The sequence below is a fragment of the Streptomyces sp. NPDC058877 genome (genome assembly GCF_042742855.1).
Taxonomy (GTDB): Bacteria; Actinomycetota; Actinomycetes; order Streptomycetales; family Streptomycetaceae; genus Streptomyces.
This window is the reverse complement of sequence record NZ_JBHYMF010000137.1, coordinates 1-18,810: the sequence shown is the minus strand read 5'-3', so window position 1 is coordinate 18,810 and position 18,810 is coordinate 1. Positions and strand designations below refer to the sequence as shown.

Annotated in this window: 14 protein-coding genes; 11 read left to right on the top strand and 3 right to left on the bottom strand. The window is 72.5% G+C overall.

The window, feature by feature from the left end; all coding sequences use genetic code 11:
- The 7 genes from ACFW2Y_RS26100 to ACFW2Y_RS26070 form a co-directional block, all read left to right on the top strand.
- Positions 1–730 (top strand): oxygenase MpaB family protein (locus ACFW2Y_RS26100; protein WP_384883902.1); only part of this gene is annotated, 730 nt, incomplete at its 5' end.
- Positions 712–3,018 (top strand): tetratricopeptide repeat protein, encoded by a 2,307-nt coding sequence (locus ACFW2Y_RS26095; RefSeq protein WP_384883899.1) that lies wholly within the window; start codon positions 712–714, stop codon positions 3,016–3,018. The genes ACFW2Y_RS26100 and ACFW2Y_RS26095, both read left to right, overlap by 19 nt.
- Before the next feature lie 119 nt (positions 3,019–3,137).
- Positions 3,138–4,706: a phytoene desaturase family protein gene (locus tag ACFW2Y_RS26090; RefSeq protein WP_384883896.1), complete on the top strand. Its 1,569-nt coding sequence runs from the start codon at positions 3,138–3,140 to the stop codon at positions 4,704–4,706.
- A gap of 293 nt (positions 4,707–4,999) precedes the next feature.
- On the top strand, positions 5,000–6,034 hold the full coding sequence (gene tdh, locus ACFW2Y_RS26085) for an L-threonine 3-dehydrogenase (protein ID WP_384883893.1): 1,035 nt from the start codon (positions 5,000–5,002) through the stop codon (positions 6,032–6,034).
- A gap of 3 nt (positions 6,035–6,037) precedes the next feature.
- Positions 6,038–7,267 (top strand): glycine C-acetyltransferase, encoded by a 1,230-nt coding sequence (locus ACFW2Y_RS26080; protein ID WP_384883890.1) that lies wholly within the window; start codon positions 6,038–6,040, stop codon positions 7,265–7,267.
- 50 nt (positions 7,268–7,317) lie between these two features.
- A complete protein-coding gene (locus ACFW2Y_RS26075; protein ID WP_384883887.1) occupies positions 7,318–8,226 on the top strand; it encodes a LysR family transcriptional regulator in 909 nt (302 codons plus the stop codon).
- Between the two features lie 61 nt (positions 8,227–8,287).
- Positions 8,288–9,190 carry a proline iminopeptidase-family hydrolase gene (locus ACFW2Y_RS26070; protein ID WP_384883884.1) on the top strand — a complete coding sequence of 301 codons (903 nt, stop codon included), beginning with the start codon at positions 8,288–8,290 and terminating at the stop codon, positions 9,188–9,190.
- A gap of 36 nt (positions 9,191–9,226) precedes the next feature.
- Here the strand turns inward: ACFW2Y_RS26070 and ACFW2Y_RS26065 are convergent, their stop codons facing one another.
- The gene (locus ACFW2Y_RS26065) at positions 9,227–11,029 is read right to left on the bottom strand and encodes a serine hydrolase (protein WP_384883881.1); all 1,803 of its coding nucleotides are present in this window, start codon (positions 11,027–11,029) and stop codon (positions 9,227–9,229) included.
- Positions 11,030–11,145: 116 nt separating this feature from the next.
- Between ACFW2Y_RS26065 and ACFW2Y_RS26060 the strand changes: the two genes are divergently transcribed.
- The 4 genes from ACFW2Y_RS26060 (at position 11,146) to ACFW2Y_RS26045 (ending at position 16,853) form a co-directional block, all read left to right on the top strand.
- Positions 11,146–12,255: an NAD(P)H-dependent flavin oxidoreductase gene (locus ACFW2Y_RS26060; protein ID WP_384883879.1), complete on the top strand. Its 1,110-nt coding sequence runs from the start codon at positions 11,146–11,148 to the stop codon at positions 12,253–12,255.
- Positions 12,252–13,802 carry an acyl-CoA synthetase gene (locus ACFW2Y_RS26055; protein WP_384883876.1) on the top strand — a complete coding sequence of 517 codons (1,551 nt, stop codon included), beginning with the start codon at positions 12,252–12,254 and terminating at the stop codon, positions 13,800–13,802. Before ACFW2Y_RS26060 ends, ACFW2Y_RS26055 begins: the two co-directional genes overlap by 4 nt.
- 124 nt (positions 13,803–13,926) lie before the next feature.
- A complete protein-coding gene (locus ACFW2Y_RS26050; protein ID WP_384883873.1) occupies positions 13,927–15,024 on the top strand; it encodes a calcium:proton antiporter in 1,098 nt (365 codons plus the stop codon).
- Positions 15,025–15,344: 320 nt separating this feature from the next.
- Entirely contained in the window at positions 15,345–16,853 is a 1,509-nt protein-coding gene (locus ACFW2Y_RS26045) for a fatty acyl-CoA synthetase (RefSeq protein ID WP_384883870.1), read from the top strand.
- A 120-nt stretch (positions 16,854–16,973) separates the two neighbouring features.
- Here ACFW2Y_RS26045 and ACFW2Y_RS26040 read toward each other — a convergent pair whose 3' ends face one another.
- Positions 16,974–17,354 carry a VOC family protein gene (locus ACFW2Y_RS26040; RefSeq protein ID WP_384883868.1) on the bottom strand — a complete coding sequence of 127 codons (381 nt, stop codon included), beginning with the start codon at positions 17,352–17,354 and terminating at the stop codon, positions 16,974–16,976.
- A gap of 23 nt (positions 17,355–17,377) precedes the next feature.
- Positions 17,378–18,664 (bottom strand): phenylacetate--CoA ligase PaaK, encoded by a 1,287-nt coding sequence (gene paaK / locus ACFW2Y_RS26035; protein WP_384883866.1) that lies wholly within the window; start codon positions 18,662–18,664, stop codon positions 17,378–17,380.
- Between the last annotated feature and the right edge of the window lie 146 nt (positions 18,665–18,810).

Here is an 18,810-nt window from a genome sequence, read left to right as displayed (position 1 = left end):
GACCGCCGACTTCGTCGGGACCCTCAGCTACGGGACCACCACGGCCGCGGAGGCGGCCGGCGCCCGAGTCCGCCGGATCCACCGGCTGCTCGGCGTGGACGCCCCCGAGCTGTTGCTCTGGGTGCACTGTGCCGAAACCGACTCCTACCTCTCGGTTGCGCGCCGCTCCGGAATGCCCCTCACCGATGCCCGGGCCGACCGCTACGTCGACGAGCACCGCACCTCCGCCCGGCTCGTCGGCCTCGACCCGGACGCCGTCCCGGCCTCCACCGCCGAGCTCACCGCCTACTTCGCATCGGTGCGTCCCGTGCTCACCGTCGGACCGGACGCCCGGACCGTGGAGGACTTCTTGCGCCGCCCACCGGTGAAACCCGCCCTGGTGCCGGCGCGCGAGGTGATCTGGCGGCGCATCGCCGCGCTCGCCTACGACACCCTGCCCCGCTACGCCCACGAGCTCTACGGCCGCCCCGCCCCGCCGCGGGAGACCGTCACCCACCGGCTCGTCGCGACGGCCAACCTGCTGCGCTGCATCCCGGCCCGCCTGCGCTGGAGGCTGCCGCCCCGGCACGTCCTGCGCGCCGTGGAGCGACTCGGCCCCGGAAGCCGCCCCGACCCTTACGCGTACCCCGCCCCGTACCCACGGTCCCGCCGGCCGGCCATACTGGAGGAGCCGAGGAGGCAGTACGGAATCGACGGGGGCGACAGCACGCGATGGGGGACTCCAGACTGATCCAGGGCCGGTACCGCCTGCACGAGGTCATCGGTCGCGGAGGCATGGGGGAGGTGTGGCGCGCCACCGACGAGGCGCTCGGGCGCGGCGTCGCCGTGAAGTGCCTCAAACCGCTCGGACCGCAGCAGGACCCCCAGGCCTTCACCGTGGTGCGCGAGCGCTTCCGACGCGAGGCACGGGTGGCGGCAGCGCTCCAGCACCGGGGCATCACCGTGGTGCACGACTTCGGAGAGTACGACGGCGTGCTCTTCCTCGTCATGGAGCTCCTGGAGGGGCGCAACCTCAGCCAGTTGCTCGCCGCCAACGCCCAGCACCCGCTGCCCGTCCAGGACGTCGTCGAGATCGCCGACCAGGTCGCCGACGCCCTCGCCTACACGCACCGGCAGGGGATCGTCCACCGCGACCTGAAGCCCGCCAACATCATGCGACTGCGGGACGGGACGGTGAAGATCTGCGACTTCGGCATAGCGCGACTGGGCACCGACATGGGCTTCACCTCCAAGCTCACCGGCACCGGCATCGCCATGGGGACGCCCCACTACATGTCCCCCGAGCAGATCGGCGGCGGCGAGATCGACCACCGCAGCGACCTCTACTCGCTGGGCTGCGTCCTGTACGAGCTGGTCACCGGGGCCCCGCCGTTCGACCTCGGCGACTCCTGGGCCATCCTCATCGGCCACCGCGACACGGTGCCGAGCCCGCCGCGCACCCGTCGCGCCGAGCTGCCCGACTACTTCGACCGGATCGTCGTCGACCTGCTCGCCAAGGTTCCCGAGGAACGGCCGGTCGACGCCGGCGACCTGCGCCGCCGGATCGTCTCGGGCCGCTCCGCCCCGCCGTCGTTCCCCTCGCACGCCGGGCTGCCCGCGCTGCCGATGACCACGCCCCTGCCCGTCCCGGGGGCCGGGGGGCCGGGGCCCGCGCCCGCATGGGCCCGCGGCATGACCGGCGGGCACCGGCCGGCGGCCCCCACCGGGCCGCGTCCGGTCGCCCACGACCCGGCCGCGGCCGTCCTCACCACCGAGTGGACCACTGCGGCGCCCGGCAGACGCCCGCACGCCGCCGCGCCGGCCGCAGGGCCGACCGCCGGCCCCTCGGCGGCCTCGGTCGCCGCGACCCGGCCGGGGTCACCGACCGCGCCCCCGGCCGAGCTGGTCGCCGTGCTCGCCGGACGGTTCCGGGCCGGAATGGGGCTCGGCCGGCTCGGCCGGTGGGAGGAGGCCGAGTCGGTGCACCGGTCCGTCGCCGAGGACCGTGCGCGGATTCTCGGCGAGGACCACCCCGACACCCTGGCCAGCCACTACGAAGTGGGTTTCGCCCTGGCCCGACTCGACCGCCCCGCGGACGCCCTGTACCTCTTCGGCCGGGTCGCCGAGGACCGTGCGCGGGTCCTCGGCGAGGACCATCCCGACACCCTGGCGGCACGGCAGGAGAGGGCCTACGTCCTGGGTCGCCTCGGGCGGCACGCCGAGGCGTACGAGCTCTACGTCGCGGTGCTCGACGCCCGCGAGCGCACCGTCGGCCCCGACCACCCCGACACCCTGCGCTGTCGCCACAACCTCGCGTTCACACTCGGCCGGCTGGGCCGCCTGGAAGAGGCGTACCGCACGGCGCACGGGGTCGCGCAGGCCCGGGCCCGGTTGTTCGGCGAGGACCACCCCGACACCCTGGTCACCCGCCACGAGGTGGCCCACGCCCTCGGCCGCCTCGGACGCGGAGAGGAGGCGCTCACGCAGTACCGCGCGGTCGCCGAGGCCCGCGCCGCCGCGCTCGGTCCCGAGCACCCGGACACCCTCGCCGCCCGTTACGAGACCGGGGTCTGCCTCGGTCGACTCGGTCAGGCCGCGGACGCCCTGGACGTCTGTCGGGACCTCGTCGCCGCCCGCACCCGCGCCCAGGGCGCCGACGGGGCCGAGACGATGCGTGCCCGGCACGCCCTCGCCGTCAACCTCGGCCGGCTCGGTCGCTGGTCGGAGGCGCTCGCCGAGTCCGAAGCCGTCTGCGCCGACCGCGAGCGGGTCCTCGGCGCCGACCACCCGGACGCGCTCCTCAGCCGCCGGGAGGCCGCCGTCGCCCTCGGAAGGCTCGGCCGTTGGAGCGAGGCACGGGAGGCGCACCGCTCGATCGCCGCCGCCCGCACCCGGCTCCTCGGTCCCGGACACCCCGACACCCTCGCCGCCCTCGACGACGAAGCCCACTGCCTGGAACGCCTGGGCCGTCCCACCGAGGCCGCCGCCCTGCTGCTCAGGGTCGCCACACCACCTCCGCGCACCGCGCCCACGGGGTGACCGGGCGGGCCGTGGATCCCCGCCCGGTCCGGCCGCCGACGGCGGCCCCGGCCGGCCCCTCCCGGACCACGGCCCGGCCGCCCCCTTCCCCGCCTCCCGCCCGCGTGTGAGCATGAGCCATGACCGACCGTGATCCACGCCCCGGCGCCCCGACCCCCGCCCGCGCGTACGATGCCGTCGTCGTCGGCGGCGGGCACAACGGGCTCGTCGCCGCCGCCTACCTGGCCCGTGCCGGACACCGCGTCCTCGTCCTGGAGCGGCTCGACTCCACCGGTGGGGCCGCCGTGTCCACGCGGCCGTTCCCCGGGGTCGACGCCAGGCTCTCCCGGTACTCCTACCTGGTCTCGCTCCTCCCGCAGAAGATCGTTCGGGAACTGGACCTGAAGTTCGCGGTGCGCAAGCGATCCGTCTCCTCGTACACCCCGCGGGGTGACGGCGGCCTCCTCGTCGGCGGGGGCCCCGACCGCACCCGGGCCTCCTTCGCCGCGCTCACCGGCTCCGACCGTGCCCACCAGGCCTGGCAGGCCTTCTACGGACGCACCGGCGAGGCCGCCCGCCGGATCTTCCCCACCCTCACCGAGCCGCTCCCCACCCGCGCCGAACTGCGTGCCCGGGTCGACGACGCCGAGACCTGGCGGATGCTCTTCGAAGAACCACTCGGCGCCACCGTCGAGCGGGCCTTCACCGACGACCTGGTCCGCGGCGTGGTCCTCACCGACGCCCTCATCGGGACCTTCGCCGACGCCCACGACCCCACCCTCCTCCAGAACCGCTGCTTCCTCTACCACGTCATCGGTGGTGGAACCGGTGACTGGGACGTGCCCGTCGGCGGCATGGGAGCCCTCACCGACGCGCTCGCGGGCGCCGCCCGCGCGGCCGGCGCCGAGGTCCGCACCGGCCACGAGGTCACCCGGATCGAGACCGACGGGCACCGCGCGGCGATCACGTACCGGACCGCCGACGGGGAGGGCACCGTCGAGGCCGGGCGGGTCCTCGTCAACGCCTCCCCGCAGGAACTCGCCGCTCTGCTCGGGGAGACGCCCCCACCCGTCCCGGAGGGCGCCCAGCTCAAGGTCAACATGCTGCTGACCCGGCTGCCGAAGCTCCGCGACGGCTCCGTCGACCCGCGCGAGGCCTTCGCCGGAACCCTTCACATCGCCGAGGGGTACGGGCAGTTGGCCACCGCCTACGCGGAGGCCGCCGCCGGACACCTGCCCGGCGCCCCGCCGTCCGAGATCTACTGCCACTCCCTCACCGACCCGACGATCCTCGGACCGGAACTCGCGGCCACGGGCCACCAGACGCTCACGCTCTTCGGCCTGCACGCGCCCGCCCGGCTCTTCGCCGCCGACAACGAGGGCGCGCGGGCGAAGCTGCTCTCCGCGACCCTCGCCCAGCTCGACGCCCACCTGGGCGAGTCGATCCTCGACTGCCTCGCCGTCGACGCGGAGGGGCGCCCCTGCATCGAGGCGAAGACCCCGGTCGACCTCGAACGCGAACTGCGGCTGCCCGGAGGCCACATCTTCCACCGCGACCTGTCCTTCCCGTACGCGGCGCAGGACACCGGCCGCTGGGGCGTCGAGACCCACCACGCCAATGTCCTCCTGTGCGGAGCGGGTGCGGTCCGGGGCGGGGGAGTGAGCGGCATCCCCGGCCACAACGCGGCGATGGCCGTGCTCGGCCGGTGACGGCAGGGGCTCCGGCCGGTGCCCGGACGCGGGCGTGCCCGTCGGCGCCACCGGCCCGGTACGGCCCTCCTCCGAGGTCCGGGGCGGGTGCACCGGGCGGCGTCCGCTCCGTTCGGCCCCGCTGACGTCGCAACCTTCCGGCCCGGGGTGTGAAGCTGATCTGCGCGTGTGCTTAAGAAATCCTCGATGGACCCTTGAGCCCCACGTACGGAAGATTTCCTTCCAGGGATCTTGGGTACCCAGCCGTGCCCATGCCCGCACATCACAGGACACGCACGTCGGGAGCCGTTGCATTGAAGGCACTGGTCAAGCTGAAGGCGGAGCCGGGACTCTGGCTCACGGATGTGCCCGAGCCGGAGACGGGTCCCGGGGACGTCCTCATCAAGGTCAAGCGGACCGGCATCTGCGGAACCGACCTGCACATCCGTTCCTGGGACGGCTGGGCGCAGAAGACGATCGCCACGCCCCTGACGATCGGTCACGAGTTCGTCGGAGAGGTCGTCTCCGTCGGCCGTGACGTCACCGACGTAGCCGTCGGCGACCTGGTCAGCGGCGAGGGGCACCTGGTCTGCGGCAAGTGCCGCAACTGCCTGGCCGGACGCCGCCACCTCTGTCGTGCGACGATCGGCCTCGGCGTCGGCCGGGACGGTGCCTTCGCCGAGTACGTGGCACTGCCCGCCTCCAACGTGTGGGTGCACCGCATCCCCGTCGACCTCGATGTCGCAGCGATCTTCGACCCCTTCGGCAACGCCGTGCACACGGCCCTGTCCTTCCCGCTCGTCGGCGAGGACGTCCTCGTCACCGGCGCCGGCCCGATCGGCATCATGGCCGCCGCCGTCGCGAAGCACGCCGGCGCCCGCAACGTGGTCATCACCGACGTCAGCGAGGAACGCCTCGCCCTGGCGCGCAAGACCGGCGTCACCCTCGCCCTCAACGTCGCCGAGCAGACCATCGCCGACGGCCAGCGCACGCTCGGGTTGAAGGAGGGCTTCGACGTCGGACTGGAGATGTCCGGCAATCCGCACGCGATGCGCGACATGGTCGCCAACATGACCAACGGCGGCAAGATCGCCATGCTCGGACTGCCCAGCGAGGACTTCTCCGTCGACTGGGCGAAGATCGTCACCTCCATGATCACGATCAAGGGCATCTACGGCCGGGAGATGTTCGAGACCTGGTACGCGATGTCGGTGCTCCTGGAGGGCGGTCTCGACCTCGCCCCCGTCATCACCGGGCGCTATGCGCACACCGACTTCGAGGCCGCCTTCGACGACGCGGCCTCCGGCAAGAGCGGCAAGATCATCCTCGACTGGACCACGGGAGCCTGACCCATGTTCGATTCCGTACGCGATTCCATCCGCGCCACCCTCGAAGAGATCGAGCAAGCCGGCCTCCACAAGCCCGAGCGGGTCATCGGCACTCCCCAGTCCGCCAACGTCGAGGTCGTCACCGCGGACGGCCGCCCCTGGGGCTCCCCCCGGTCGGAGTCCGGGGAAGAAGTGCTCAACTTCTGCGCCAACAACTACCTCGGCCTCGCCGACCACCCCGAGGTGATCGCCGCCGCCCACACGGCCCTCGACCGCTGGGGCTACGGCATGGCGTCGGTCCGCTTCATCTGCGGCACGCAGGAGGTCCACAAGGAGCTCGAGGCCCGCCTCTCGGCCTTCCTCGGCCAGGAGGACACGATCCTCTACTCCTCCTGCTTCGACGCCAACGGCGGTGTCTTCGAGACCCTGCTCGGCCCCGAGGACGCCGTCATCTCCGACGCCCTCAACCACGCCTCGATCATCGACGGCATCCGCCTCTCCAAGGCCCGCCGCTTCCGCTACGCGAACCGCGACATGGCCGACCTGGAGCAGCAGCTCAAGGAGGCCGTCGAGGGAGGGGTCCGCCGCAAGCTGATCGTCACCGACGGCGTCTTCTCCATGGACGGCTACATCGCGCCGCTCGACGAGATCTGCGACCTGGCCGAACGCTACGACGCCATGGTGATGGTCGACGACTCGCACGCCGTCGGCTTCGTCGGCCCCGGCGGTCGCGGCACCCCCGAGCTACACGGCGTCATGGACCGCGTCGACATCATCACCGGCACCCTCGGCAAGGCGCTCGGCGGCGCCTCCGGCGGTTACGTCGCCGCCCGCGCCGAGATCGTCGCCCTGCTGCGCCAGCGCTCCCGCCCCTACCTCTTCTCCAACACCCTCGCCCCGGTCATCGCCGCCGCCTCCCTCAAGGTCCTCGACCTGTTGGAGTCCGCCGGCGACCTGCGCGAGCGCCTCAACGCCAACACGGTGCTGTTCCGCTCCCGCATGACCGAGGAGGGCTTCGACGTCCTCCCCGGCGACCACGCCATCGCCCCCGTCATGATCGGCGACGCGGCCGAGGCCGGGCGCATGGCCGAGCTGCTCCTCGAACGCGGCGTGTACGTGATCGGCTTCTCCTACCCGGTCGTCCCGCAGGGACAGGCCCGGATCCGCGTACAGCTGTCCGCCGCGCATTCGACCGAGGACGTGAACCGGGCCGTGGACGCCTTCGTCGACGCCCGTGCGGCCCTGCACGGCTGACGGGCCGGCGACCGGACCGAACGGGTCTCGCGGCCTGCGAGACTAGGGGAATGATCGAAGCGCGGCGGTTGCACATCCTCCGTGCGGTGGCCGACCACCGCACGGTCACGGCGGCGGCCGCCGCGCTCTACCTCACCCCCTCCGCCGTCTCCCAGCAGCTCGCCGCCCTGGAGCAGGAGACCGGCCACCGGCTCGTCGACCGCAGCGCCCGCGGCGCCCGCCTCACCCCCGCCGGGGAGATCCTGCTGAGCCACGCCAATGCGGTGCTCGCCCAGTTGGAGCGCGCCGAGGCGGAGCTCGCCGCCTACGGCTCGGGCGAGGCCGGAACGGTCACCGTCGCGGCCTTCGCCACCGGCATCGGGTTGGTCGTGGCCCCCGCCATCGCGGCACTCGCCCACACCGCGCCCGGCATCCGGGTCCGGGTGCGGGACGCGGAGGGCGACGAGAGCCTGCTCATGGTCCTGGACCGGCAGGTGGACGTCGCCGTCGCGGTCGAGTACCGGGGCGCTCCGGGCGAGGACGACGCCCGGCTGACCCGCGTCCCGCTGTACGCGGAGCCGTTCGACGCGGTCCTGCCGCCCGGCCATCCACTGGCGGTCGGAGCGCGGGTCGCGCTCGCCGATCTCGCCAAGGACACCTGGATCGGGCAGTCCGTCGGCAACCCCTGTCACGACGTGACCGTCCTGGCCTGCGAGTACGCAGGGTTCGCCCCGACCTTCGCCCATGTCTCCGACGACTTCCGCGCCGTCGCCGCCCTCGCCTCGGCCGCTGCCGGAGTGGCGCTCGTGCCGCGTTCGGCGCTGAGCGGGATGGACCTTTCCGGCGTCGAGGTCCGTCCCGTGGAGGGGGTCGCCCCGACCCGCCGGGTCTTCGCGGCGGTACGGCGCGGAGCCGAGGAGCACCCGCTGATGAGTCCGGTGCTCCGGGCGCTGCGGGGTGCCGCGGAACCCGCCTGCTGACCGGGACGCCCGGGCGCATGATGGAAGGGGCTCCGTTCTCACGAGGAGGCGGATCAGGACCATGTCCGTCACCGAAGGCACCGTTCCGTTCCGTGGACACCGCACCTGGTACCGGGTCGTCGGCCCGGGCCGTGCGGGACGGCTTCCGCTGTTGGTCGTCAACGGTGGCCCCGGCTGTTCGCACGACTACCTGGACGACCTCGGTGCGCTGCACGGGGAGACCGGACGGCAGGTCGTCTTCTACGACCAGATCGGCTGCGGCCGGTCCGACCGCCCGGACGACCCCGCACTCTGGGTGATGTCCACCTTCGTCGAGGAGGTGGCCGCGGTGCGCGCGGCCCTCGGGCTCGACCGCGTGCACCTCTACGGCCACTCCTGGGGCAGCCAGATCGCCCTGGAGTACGTGCTCACCCGCCCCGCCGGACTGGCGAGCCTGGTGCTCGCCGGACCGATCCCGAGCGCCCCCGTCTACCAGGCCGAGGTGCGCCGTCTGAAGGAGTCCCTGCCGGCCGGCGTACGGGAGGTGCTCGACCGCCACGAGGCCGCGGGGACGCTCGACGACGAGGAGTACCGCGAGGCCGTCATGGCCTTCTACCGGCGCTGGCTCTGCCGCCTCGACCCGTGGCCCCCGCACCTCGTGCGCTCGTTCACGGACATCCGCGAGGACGTGTACGCCGCGCTGTGGGGCACCACCGAGTGGAACCTCACCGGAAGGCTGAAGGACTGGGACGTCACCGACAGGCTCGGTGAGATAGACCTTCCGGTGCTCGTCACCACCGGCCGCCACGACGCGACCACTCCGGCCGTGGTGCGTCCGTTGGTCGAGGGCATCCGGGGCGCCTCCTGGACGGTGTTCGAGGAGAGCGCCCACCTCCCCTCCGCCGAGGAGCCGGAGCGGTACCGGCAGGTGCTCGGAGCCTTCCTGGCGGCGGTGGAGGAGCAGGAGGAAATCCGCGCGGCCTGAGCGTCCCGCCCCGCCGACCCCGGGGCGACCGCCGGCTCAGTCCTCCGAACGGATCCAGCCCACCGCGTCGATCCGGGCGGCGTCCCCGGGCCGGGCCTCGTCGAAGAGCGGCCGTCCGGCGGCGTCCAGGAGCCGCAGCCCGTTCACGTACACCCCGCGCCCGACGTACTTCAGGTCCGTGGAGCACCGCCAGCGCAGCCGCACGGGATCCGCAGCGGGCCCCGGGACCGGCATCCGTGCGGACACCTCGTACCAGACCCGCCCCGACCAGCCGCCCACCGATCCCGAGGGGTGCGACAGCGGTTGCGCCCCCGGCCGTGCGGTGCTGAACGACACCGGACTCCAGGTCGTCCCGCCGTCCGCCGAGGCCTCCAGCACCACTGCGTCCGTGCCCGGCCCGGTGTCCCACCAGAGTGCGCAGTCGAGCCGACTCGCTCCCGGGACCCCCGGCAGGGTGAGGGTCGTGGTGGTCCCGCCGTCGGTTCCGGAGAACCAGGCGGTGCGCCCCCGGACCGGTCGCACGGGTACGGCCCGGGCCAGTGCGTTCGCCGCGGCGACGCGGGGCGCGGATCCGGAGCGCCAGGACCGCACCGGGTGCACGGAGTTGCCCAGCACGATCAGGAACGTGTCGGTCGTCGGGTCGAGGACCAGGCTGGTGCCGGTGAAGCCGGTGTGCCCGGCGGTCCGGGGGGTGGCCATGGCGCCCATGTACCAGTGCTGGTGGAGTTCGAAGCCGAGGCCGTGCGCCCGGCCCGGGAAGGCGGTGTTGAAGTCGGTGAACATCAACTCCACCGAGGCGGGCGCGAGGATGCGGGCCCGGCCGTACGCGCCGCCGTTGAGGAGGGTCCGGGCGAGGACCGCGAGGTCCCGGGCGCGGGAGAAGATTCCGGCGTGGCCCGCGACGCCGCCGAGGGAGTGGGCGTTCTCGTCGTGGACCTCGCCCCACACCATGCCCCGGTCCAAGCCGGACCAGGGGGGCCGGGCGTCTTCGGTGGCGGCGATCTCCGTCCGCCAGGCGGGGGGCGGGTTGAAACGGGTGCGGTGCATCCCGAGGGGAGTCGTGATCTCGTCGTGGAGCAGGGCGTCCAGGCCGCGACCGGTGACCTCCTCCAGGACCAGCTGGAGCGAGATCATGTTCAGGTCGGAGTAGAGGGGGGCGGAGCCCGGCGGGTGCACCGGGGACTCGGCCCACAGCAACCGCAGCTTCCCCTCCCGTGTCGGCTCCCGGTACAGCGGGAGCCAGGGCCGCAACCCTGAGGTGTGGGTGAGCAACTGGCGCACCGTCACGTCCTGCTTCCCGCCGCCGCCGAACGCCGGCAGGTGGGCAGCGACCTTCGTCTCCAATCCCAGCGCTCCGCGTTCGATCTGTTGCACCGCCAGGATCGAGGTGAACAGCTTGGACACCGACGCCAGGTCGAAGACGGTGTCCTCGGTCATCGGGATCCTTCGCTCCGGCGGTAGTTCGATCCCGGTGTCGGACGCCTCGTCGTACGCCGCGTAGCGCACGGCCGAGCCGATCGCCCGGTGCAGGGCGACGGTGTCGCCCCGCCCGGCGAGCAGGACGGCACCCGCGTACCAGGGACGGGTGGGGGACGGCGCGAGGAAACGCTCGGCCTCCGCGACGAGCACGTCCAGGTGCGGGGCGAGCAGCCCGGCCCGTTCGGCCGAGCCGCGCCGCAGCGTGGTCCGCCGCCCGCCCGGGCCCGGTTCCCCGCCCTGACTTGCCGCTGCCGTGGCTCCCGGCACCGCACCGAGCATGACCGCACCTCCGAGTGCCAGTACCCGGCCGCCGAACGCGCGGCGGCTCGGCCTTCCGTCCCGCATCGGATTCTCCGCCATGCCCCACCCTCTCCCGACGGAGGGCCGTCGGGGCGCGGACGCACCGGCGACAAAGAATCTGACGAACCGTCAAAAAACTCTTCCCTCCGCCGCGCCGCTGCGGCATCCTGCCGCCCATGGAGACGGAGCTGAGTCGCACACTGGGGATCGAGCACGCCATCTTCGGCTTCACGCCCTTCCCCGCGGTGGCCGCCGCCCTGACCAGGGCCGGCGGCTTCGGGGTCCTCGGCGCGGTCCGCTACACCTCGCCCGACGACCTCGCCCGCGACCTCGACTGGATGCAGCGGCACACCGACGGCCTGCCCCACGGCCTCGACGTCGTGATGCCCGCGAAGAAGGTCGAAGGGGTCACCGAGGCCGAGGTCGAGGCGATGATCCCCGAGGGGCACCGGGCGTTCGTCCGTGCCGTGCTGGCCAAGCACGGCGTGCCCGAACTGGCCGAGGGCGAGCCGTCCGGCTGGCGGATCACCGGTTGGATGGACCGGGTCGCGCGGAGTCAACTCGACGTGGCCTTCGACTATCCGATCAAGCTGCTCGCCAACGCTCTCGGATCGCCGCCACCGGACGTCGTCGCCCGGGCCCACGACCACGGCGTCCTGGTCGCCGCCCTCGCCGGCAGCGCCCGCCACGCCCGGCACCACGCCGACGCCGGCATCGACGTCGTCGTCGCCCAGGGGTACGAAGCCGGTGGGCACACCGGAGAGATCGCCTCCATGGTCCTCACTCCCGAGGTCGTCGAAGCGGTCTCCCCGCTTCCCGTGCTCGCTGCCGGCGGCATCGGCAGCGGCGAGCAGATCGCCGCCGGGCTCGCCCTCGGCGCCCAGGGCGTCTGGCTGGGCTCGATCTGGCTGACCACCACCGAGGCCGAACTGCACTCCCGGGCCCTCACCGCGAAGCTGCTCGCCGCCGGTTCCGGCGACACGGTCCGTTCCCGCGCCCTGACGGGCAAGCCCGCCCGCCAGCTCCGCACCGAGTGGACCGACGCCTGGGACGACCCGGCGGGGCCGGGGCCGCTCCCCATGCCGCTCCAGGGGCTCCTCGTCGCCGAGGCCGTCTCCCGCATCCAGCGGTACGAGGTCGAGCCGCTCCTCGGCACCCCCGTCGGTCAGATCGTGGGCCGGATGACCTCCGAGCGCAGCGTCCAACAGGTCGTCGACGAGCTCACCCGCGGCTTCGAGAAGGCCGTCGAGCGGATCAACCGCATCGCGGGACGGAGCGCCGGGTGAACGGGACGCCGATCGGATTCTGGGCCCAAGCCGCTGCCGATCCGGGCCGCACCGTCCTCGTCGCCCCCGGCGGCGAGGAGTGGTCCGCCGGTCGGCTGCACGCCGAGGCCAACCGGCTTGTCCACGGGCTGCGTGCCGCCGGCCTCGAACGGGGCGATGCGTTCGCGGTCGTCCTGCCGAACGGCCCCGAGTTCTTCACCGCCCATCTCGCCGCCACCCAGGCCGGTTTCTACCTCGTACCGGTCAACCACCACTTCGTCGGCCCCGAGATCGCCTGGATCGTCGCCGACTCGGGGGCCAAGGCGCTGGTGGCCCACGAGCGGTTCGCCGAGGCGGTGACCCTCGCCGCCGACCGGGCCGGACTCCCCTCCAGCCGCCGGTACGCCATCGGGACGGTCCCCGGCTTCCGCCCGTACGCCGAGCTCCTCGAAGGACAGGAGGCGACCGCGCCCGCCGACCGCACCCTCGGCTGGGTCATGAACTACACCTCCGGTACCACCGGCCGCCCCCGCGGAATCCGCCGTCCCCTTCCCGGGAAGCTCCCCGAGGAGACCCACCTCGGCGGCTTCCTCGGCATCTTCGGCATCAGGCCGGCCGAGGGCAACGTCCATCTGGTCTGCTCGCCGCTCTACCACACGGCCGTGCTCCAGTTCGCCGCAGCCGCCCTGCACATCGGGCATCCGCTCGTCCTCATGGACCGGTGGGCGCCCGAGGAGATGCTGCGGTTGATCGAGCGGTACTCCTGCAGTCACACGCACATGGTCCCCACCCAGTTCCACCGGCTGCTGGCCCTTCCCGCGGAAGTGCGGGAACGGTACGACGTCTCTTCCATGCGGCACGCCATCCACGGCGCCGCGCCCTGTCCCGAGCACGTCAAACGGGGGATGATCGACTGGTGGGGCCGGTGCGTCGAGGAGTACTACGCGGCGAGCGAGGGCGGTGGTGCGTTCGCCACCGCGGAAGAGTGGCTCAAGCGCCCGGGGACGGTCGGCAGGGCCTGGCCCATCAGCGAGATCGCCGTCCTCGACGACCAGGGGGAGCGACTGCCCCCCGGTGAACTCGGCACGGTCTACCTCAAGATGAACACCGGGGGCTTCCAGTACCACAAGGACGCGGCGAAGACGGAGCGGAACCGCGTCGGCGACTTCTTCACCGTCGGCGACCTGGGAGTCCTCGACGAAGACGGCTACCTCTACCTCCGCGACCGCAAGATCGACATGATCATCTCCGGCGGGGTCAACATCTACCCCGCGGAGATCGAGGCGGTGCTGCTCACCCATCCCGCAGTGGCGGACGCCGCTGCCTTCGGCATCCCGCACGACGACTGGGGGGAGGAGGTGAAGGCGGTGGTCGAAGTGGTGGAGGGAGGCGGGGCGGGACCCGCCCTCGCCGAGGAGATCCTGGCCCACTGCAGCGCCCGCCTCGCCGGCTTCAAACGTCCGAAGTCGGTCGACTTCATCGCGGTGATGCCCCGCGACCCCAACGGCAAGCTGTACAAGCGCCGCCTCCGCGACCCGTACTGGGAGGGGCGCGAGCGCCCGCTCTGACCCGGTCCGACTTCCGGGGCCCAAGGCCCGGTCGACGAGATCCTCGCCACGTTCCCGTACGTCCGCGCCGGTCACGGCGGTGGAGGAAAAGGGTGAATGGTCCCTTTGTGGCAGGATGCGGATCATGAGTTCGAGTACGGCGTCAATGACACGAAAATGGACGACCTGGGGGCCGGTGGTGGCCGCGGTGGCCCTGGGCGTGGCCTGGGGGCGCGGTCTCCCGGGCTTCGCCGTGGGCCTCATCGCGCTGTGCCTCATGGCGGCCGTCCTCGCGGCCGTCCACCACGCGGAGGTGATCGCCCACCGCGTCGGCGAACCCTTCGGCTCCCTCGTCCTCGCCGTGGCCGTGACGGTCATCGAGGTCGGACTCATCGTCACCCTGATGGCCGGCGGCGGCGACAAGACCGCGACGTACGCCCGCGACACCGTCTTCGCCGCCGTCATGATCACCTGCAACGGCATCGTCGGCCTCTCCCTCCTGGTCGCCGCACTCCGCAACCGCGTCGCGGTCTTCAACGCCGAGGGCTCCGGCGGCGCGCTCGCCACCGTCTGCACCCTCGCCGTGATGACGCTGGTCCTGCCGACCTTCACCACGAGCCATCAGGGCCCCGAGTTCTCCACGGCCCAACTCGCCTTCGCCGCCGTCGCCTCCCTCTGTCTGTACGGCACCTTCGTCGCCGTCCAGACGGTCCGGCACCGCGACTACTTCCTGCCCGTGCCGCGTCCGGGGCACGAAACAGAGGACGAGCACGCCGAGCCGCCGAGCGACCGCGAGACCTGGACCAGCCTCGCCCTGCTCCTCCTCGCCCTCGTGGCCGTCGTCGGCAACGCCAAACTGATTTCGCCCACCATCGAGGACGGGGTCGAGTCGGCGGGCCTGCCCAAGGCGGTCGTCGGCGTCGTCATCGCCATGATGGTGCTGCTCCCCGAAACCCTCGCCGCCGTCCGCGCGGCGCGCAGGGACCGCGTGCAGACCAGCCTCAACCTCGCCTACGGTTCCGCCATCGCCAGTATCGGCCTGACGGTTCCGGCGATCGCCCTCGCCTCGATCTGGCTGTCCGGGCCCCTGGTGCTCGGTCTGGGGCCGCTCCACATGGTCCTGCTCGCGCTCACCGGCGTGGTGAGTGCCCTGACCGTGGTGCCCGGACGGGCCACCCTCCTCCAGGGCGGCGTCCACCTCGCGATCTTCGCCGCCTTCGTGTTCCTGTCGTTCAGCCCGTGACGGCCGGAGCCGCTCCCTGACGCCCCCTCGGCGCGGGCGAGCACAGGACGTCCTCCTCGCAGAACGCAGGAGGCGATCCCGTGCCCGCCCGTGCCCGGCTGCGTCCGGTCCTCGTCGTGCGGTGCGGTGAGCGCCAGTCGTTCCGGACGCGACTCGGAGGTGCCCGGGCCCTCCGACGGTCCGACGGGCACGGCGGGCCCCGCCCCGTACCCGGCTGTTCGTCTCCCCGTCGACGTCCCCTTCGACGTCCGAGGTCCGAGGGATTCCGGCGCACCGCAGGGTACTTGACCTTCCGTCAGGGAGCCGTTCAGGATCACGGCATGAACAGACTCCTCAGTCGTACCGTCGACGGCGTCCTGCGCATGAGTGCCCAGCGGGTGCCCGACCGGATCGCCGTCCGGTACGCCGACCGGACCTGGACGTACGCGGAGCTGGACGCCGCGGTCTCCACCGCCGCGGCCGTCCTGCGGGAGTCGCACCACGGCCCCGGCCTGCCCGACCGGGCCCGCGTGGCCACCTACGGGCACAACTCCGATGCCTACCTCATCGCCTTCCTCGCCTGTGCCCGGGCCGACCTGATCCACGTGCCGGTCAACCACCACCTGACCGGAGACGACCTCGGATACCTCCTGGAGCAGTCGGAGAGCTCGCTCGTGCTCGCCGACCCGGGGCTCGCGGACCGCGTCCCGGACGGCTTTCCGGTCAAGCTGCTCCGGGACGCGCCCGGCTCGTTCCTCGACGCCCTCGCCGAACCGGACGACTACGAAACCGACCGGGACGCCCGCGAGTACGTCCAGCTGCTCTACACCTCGGGCACCACCGCGCTCCCCAAGGGCGCGATGATGACCCACCGCGCTCTCGTCCACGAGTACGCGAGCGCCATCGAGGCCCTCGACCTGAGCGAGGAGGACCGGCCGGTCCACGCGCTGCCGCTCTACCACTCGGCGCAGATGCACGTCTTCCTGCTGCCCTACCTCGCCGTCGGAGCCGAGAACACGATCGTCGACGGCCCCGACCCGACCGTGCTGTTCGACCTGATCGAGGCCGGCCGCGCCAACAGCCTCTTCGCCCCGCCGACCGTGTGGATCGGCCTCGCCAACCACCCCCGCTTCGACGAGTGCGACCTGTCCGCCCTGCGCAAGGCCTACTACGGCGCCTCCATCATGCCCGTGCCGGTTCTGGAGCGCTTGCGCGCCCGTCTGCCGGAGCTGGCCTTCTACAACTGCTTCGGCCAGTCGGAGATCGGCCCGCTCGCCGCCGTCCTCGGCCCCGACGAGCACGAGGGGCGGATGGAATCCTGCGGCCGTCCCGTACGACACGTCGAGGCCAGGGTCGTGGACGAGGCCGGCGAGGACGTCCCCGACGGCACTCCCGGGGAGATCGTCTACCGCTCCCCCCAGCTGTGCGAGGGTTACTGGCGCAAGCCCGACGAGACCGAGGAAGCCTTCCGGGGCGGATGGTTTCACTCGGGCGACCTCGCGGTCCGCGACGCCGAGGGCTATCTGACGATCGTCGACCGGGTGAAGGACGTCATCAACTCCGGTGGGGTCCTCGTCGCCTCCCGACAGGTCGAGGACGTGCTCTACACCCACCCGGCGGTTGCCGAGGTGGCCGTCATCGGCCTCCCGGACGAGCGCTGGATCGAAGCGGTCACGGCCGTCGTCGTCCCCCGGGGCGAGGTCGACGAGGCCGAACTCCTGGCCCATGCCCGGGAGGGCCTCGCCCGCTTCAAGGCGCCGAAGCGCGTCTTCCTGGTGGACGCACTTCCCCGCAACGCCAGCGGAAAGATCCTCAAGCGGGACCTGCGGGACCGCTTCGGCGCGTCATGACCGCACCGTCACGTCCGGCACCGGCACCAGCACGGCGCTGCGCGGGACCGCTCCGGCGGCGCCGGGCGTCCCACCGCCGTCCGCTCGTCGCCACGGCCTCCGTCGGGCCTCCGGCGCGCGTCAGCCCTTGCGCTCCTCCACCACGCAGAGGATGTTCCCCTCGCTGTCCTTGAACCAGGCGCCCCGCATGGTGTCCGATTCGGCCACGCCGTCGACCGTCTTGATGCCGGGCAGGTCGTAGTCCTCGAAGGTGACGCCCTTGGAACGCAGTTGCGACATCTCACCGTCCAGGTCGTCGACCTTCCAGCTCGCCAGGGTGTGTCCGGCCTGGCCGCCGTAGGGGGTCTCGTAGAGACCGATCGTCGTGCCGCCGCACTCGTACCTGGTGTCCTCGGGGGTCTCCCGGGTGAGAGGAAGCCCGAGGGTTTCCGAGTAGAAGCGCTTGGCCCGGTTCATGTCGTTGACCGGAATGATCGCGGCTATGGGGGAGTCCGACAGCATCGCAACCACCTCCTCCCTCCAGGCTACGCGCCCCGCAGGTCCACGACCCGCTTGATCTTGCCCACCGAGCGCTCCAGCGTTTCCGGGTCCACCACCTCCACGGCCACCGAGACCCCGATCCCGTCCTTCACCGCCGCCGCGAGCGCCCGCGCGGCCTCCGCACGCTCCTCGGACGTCGCGTCCGGACGGGCCTCGGCCCGCACGGTCAGGGCGTCGAGCCGGCCCTCCCGGGTCAGCCGCAACTGGAAGTGCGGCGCCACCCCAGGGGTGCGCAGCACGACCTCCTCGATCTGGGTGGGGAAGAGGTTCACCCCGCGCAAGATGATCATGTCGTCGCTACGCCCGGTGACCTTCTCCATCCGGCGGAACACCCGGGCGGTTCCGGGCAGCAGCCGGGTGAGGTCACGGGTCCGGTAGCGGATCACCGGCATCGCCTCCTTGGTGAGCGAGGTGAAGACGAGCTCGCCCTCCTCCCCGTCCGGCAGCACCTCGCCGGTGAACGGATCCACGACCTCCGGGTAGAAGTGGTCCTCCCAGATGTGCAGGCCGTCCTTGGTCCCCACGCACTCCTGCGCCACGCCGGGGCCGATCACCTCCGAGAGGCCGTAGATGTCGACCGCGTCGATCGCGAAGCGCTCCTCGATCTCCTTCCGCATCTCTTCCGTCCACGGCTCCGCGCCGAAGACGCCCACCTGCAGCGAGGTGGAGCGCGGGTCCACGCCCTGGCGCTCGAACTCGTCGAGCAGCGTCAGCATGTACGAGGGGGTCACCATGATGATCTCGGGGCGGAAGTCCTGGATGAGCTGCACCTGCCGGGCCGTCATGCCGCCGGAGGCAGGGATCACCGTGCAGCCGAGGCGTTCGGCGCCGTAGTGGGCGCCGAGCCCACCGGTGAACAGGCCGTACCCGTAGGCCACGTGGACCTTGTGGCCGGGCCGTGCTCCGGCGGCGCGCAGCGAGCGGGCCACCACGTCCGCCCACCGGTCCAGATCGCCCTCGGTGTAGCCGACGACCGTCGGTCGGCCGGTGGTGCCGCTGGAGGCGTGGATGCGCCGGACCCGCGACTGGTCGACGGCGAACATGCCGAAGGGGTAGTGGTCGCGCAGGTCGGACTTGGCGGTGAAGGGGAAGCGCGCCAGGTCGGCGAGGGTGTTGCAGTCGTCCGGGGTCAGTCCGGCCGCGTCGAAGGAGCGCCGGTAGAACGCGACGTTCTCATAGGCGTGGCGCAGGGTCGTGCGCAGCCGTTCCAGCTGGAGGGCCGCCAGCTCCTCGCGCCCGAGTCGTTCGCCGCTGTCCAGCAGTTCCGTCATGCGCCACTCCTCCGCCGCCGTAAAACGGACTACCGATCATTCGGTCGATCCGTTCCGGGTCAGTAAAACCGGAGGCACCCGGGGCTTGGCAAGGGGGTCGGCGAACTTTTCGCACCCGAAGCGCTCCGGCGGCGCGCCCGACCGGG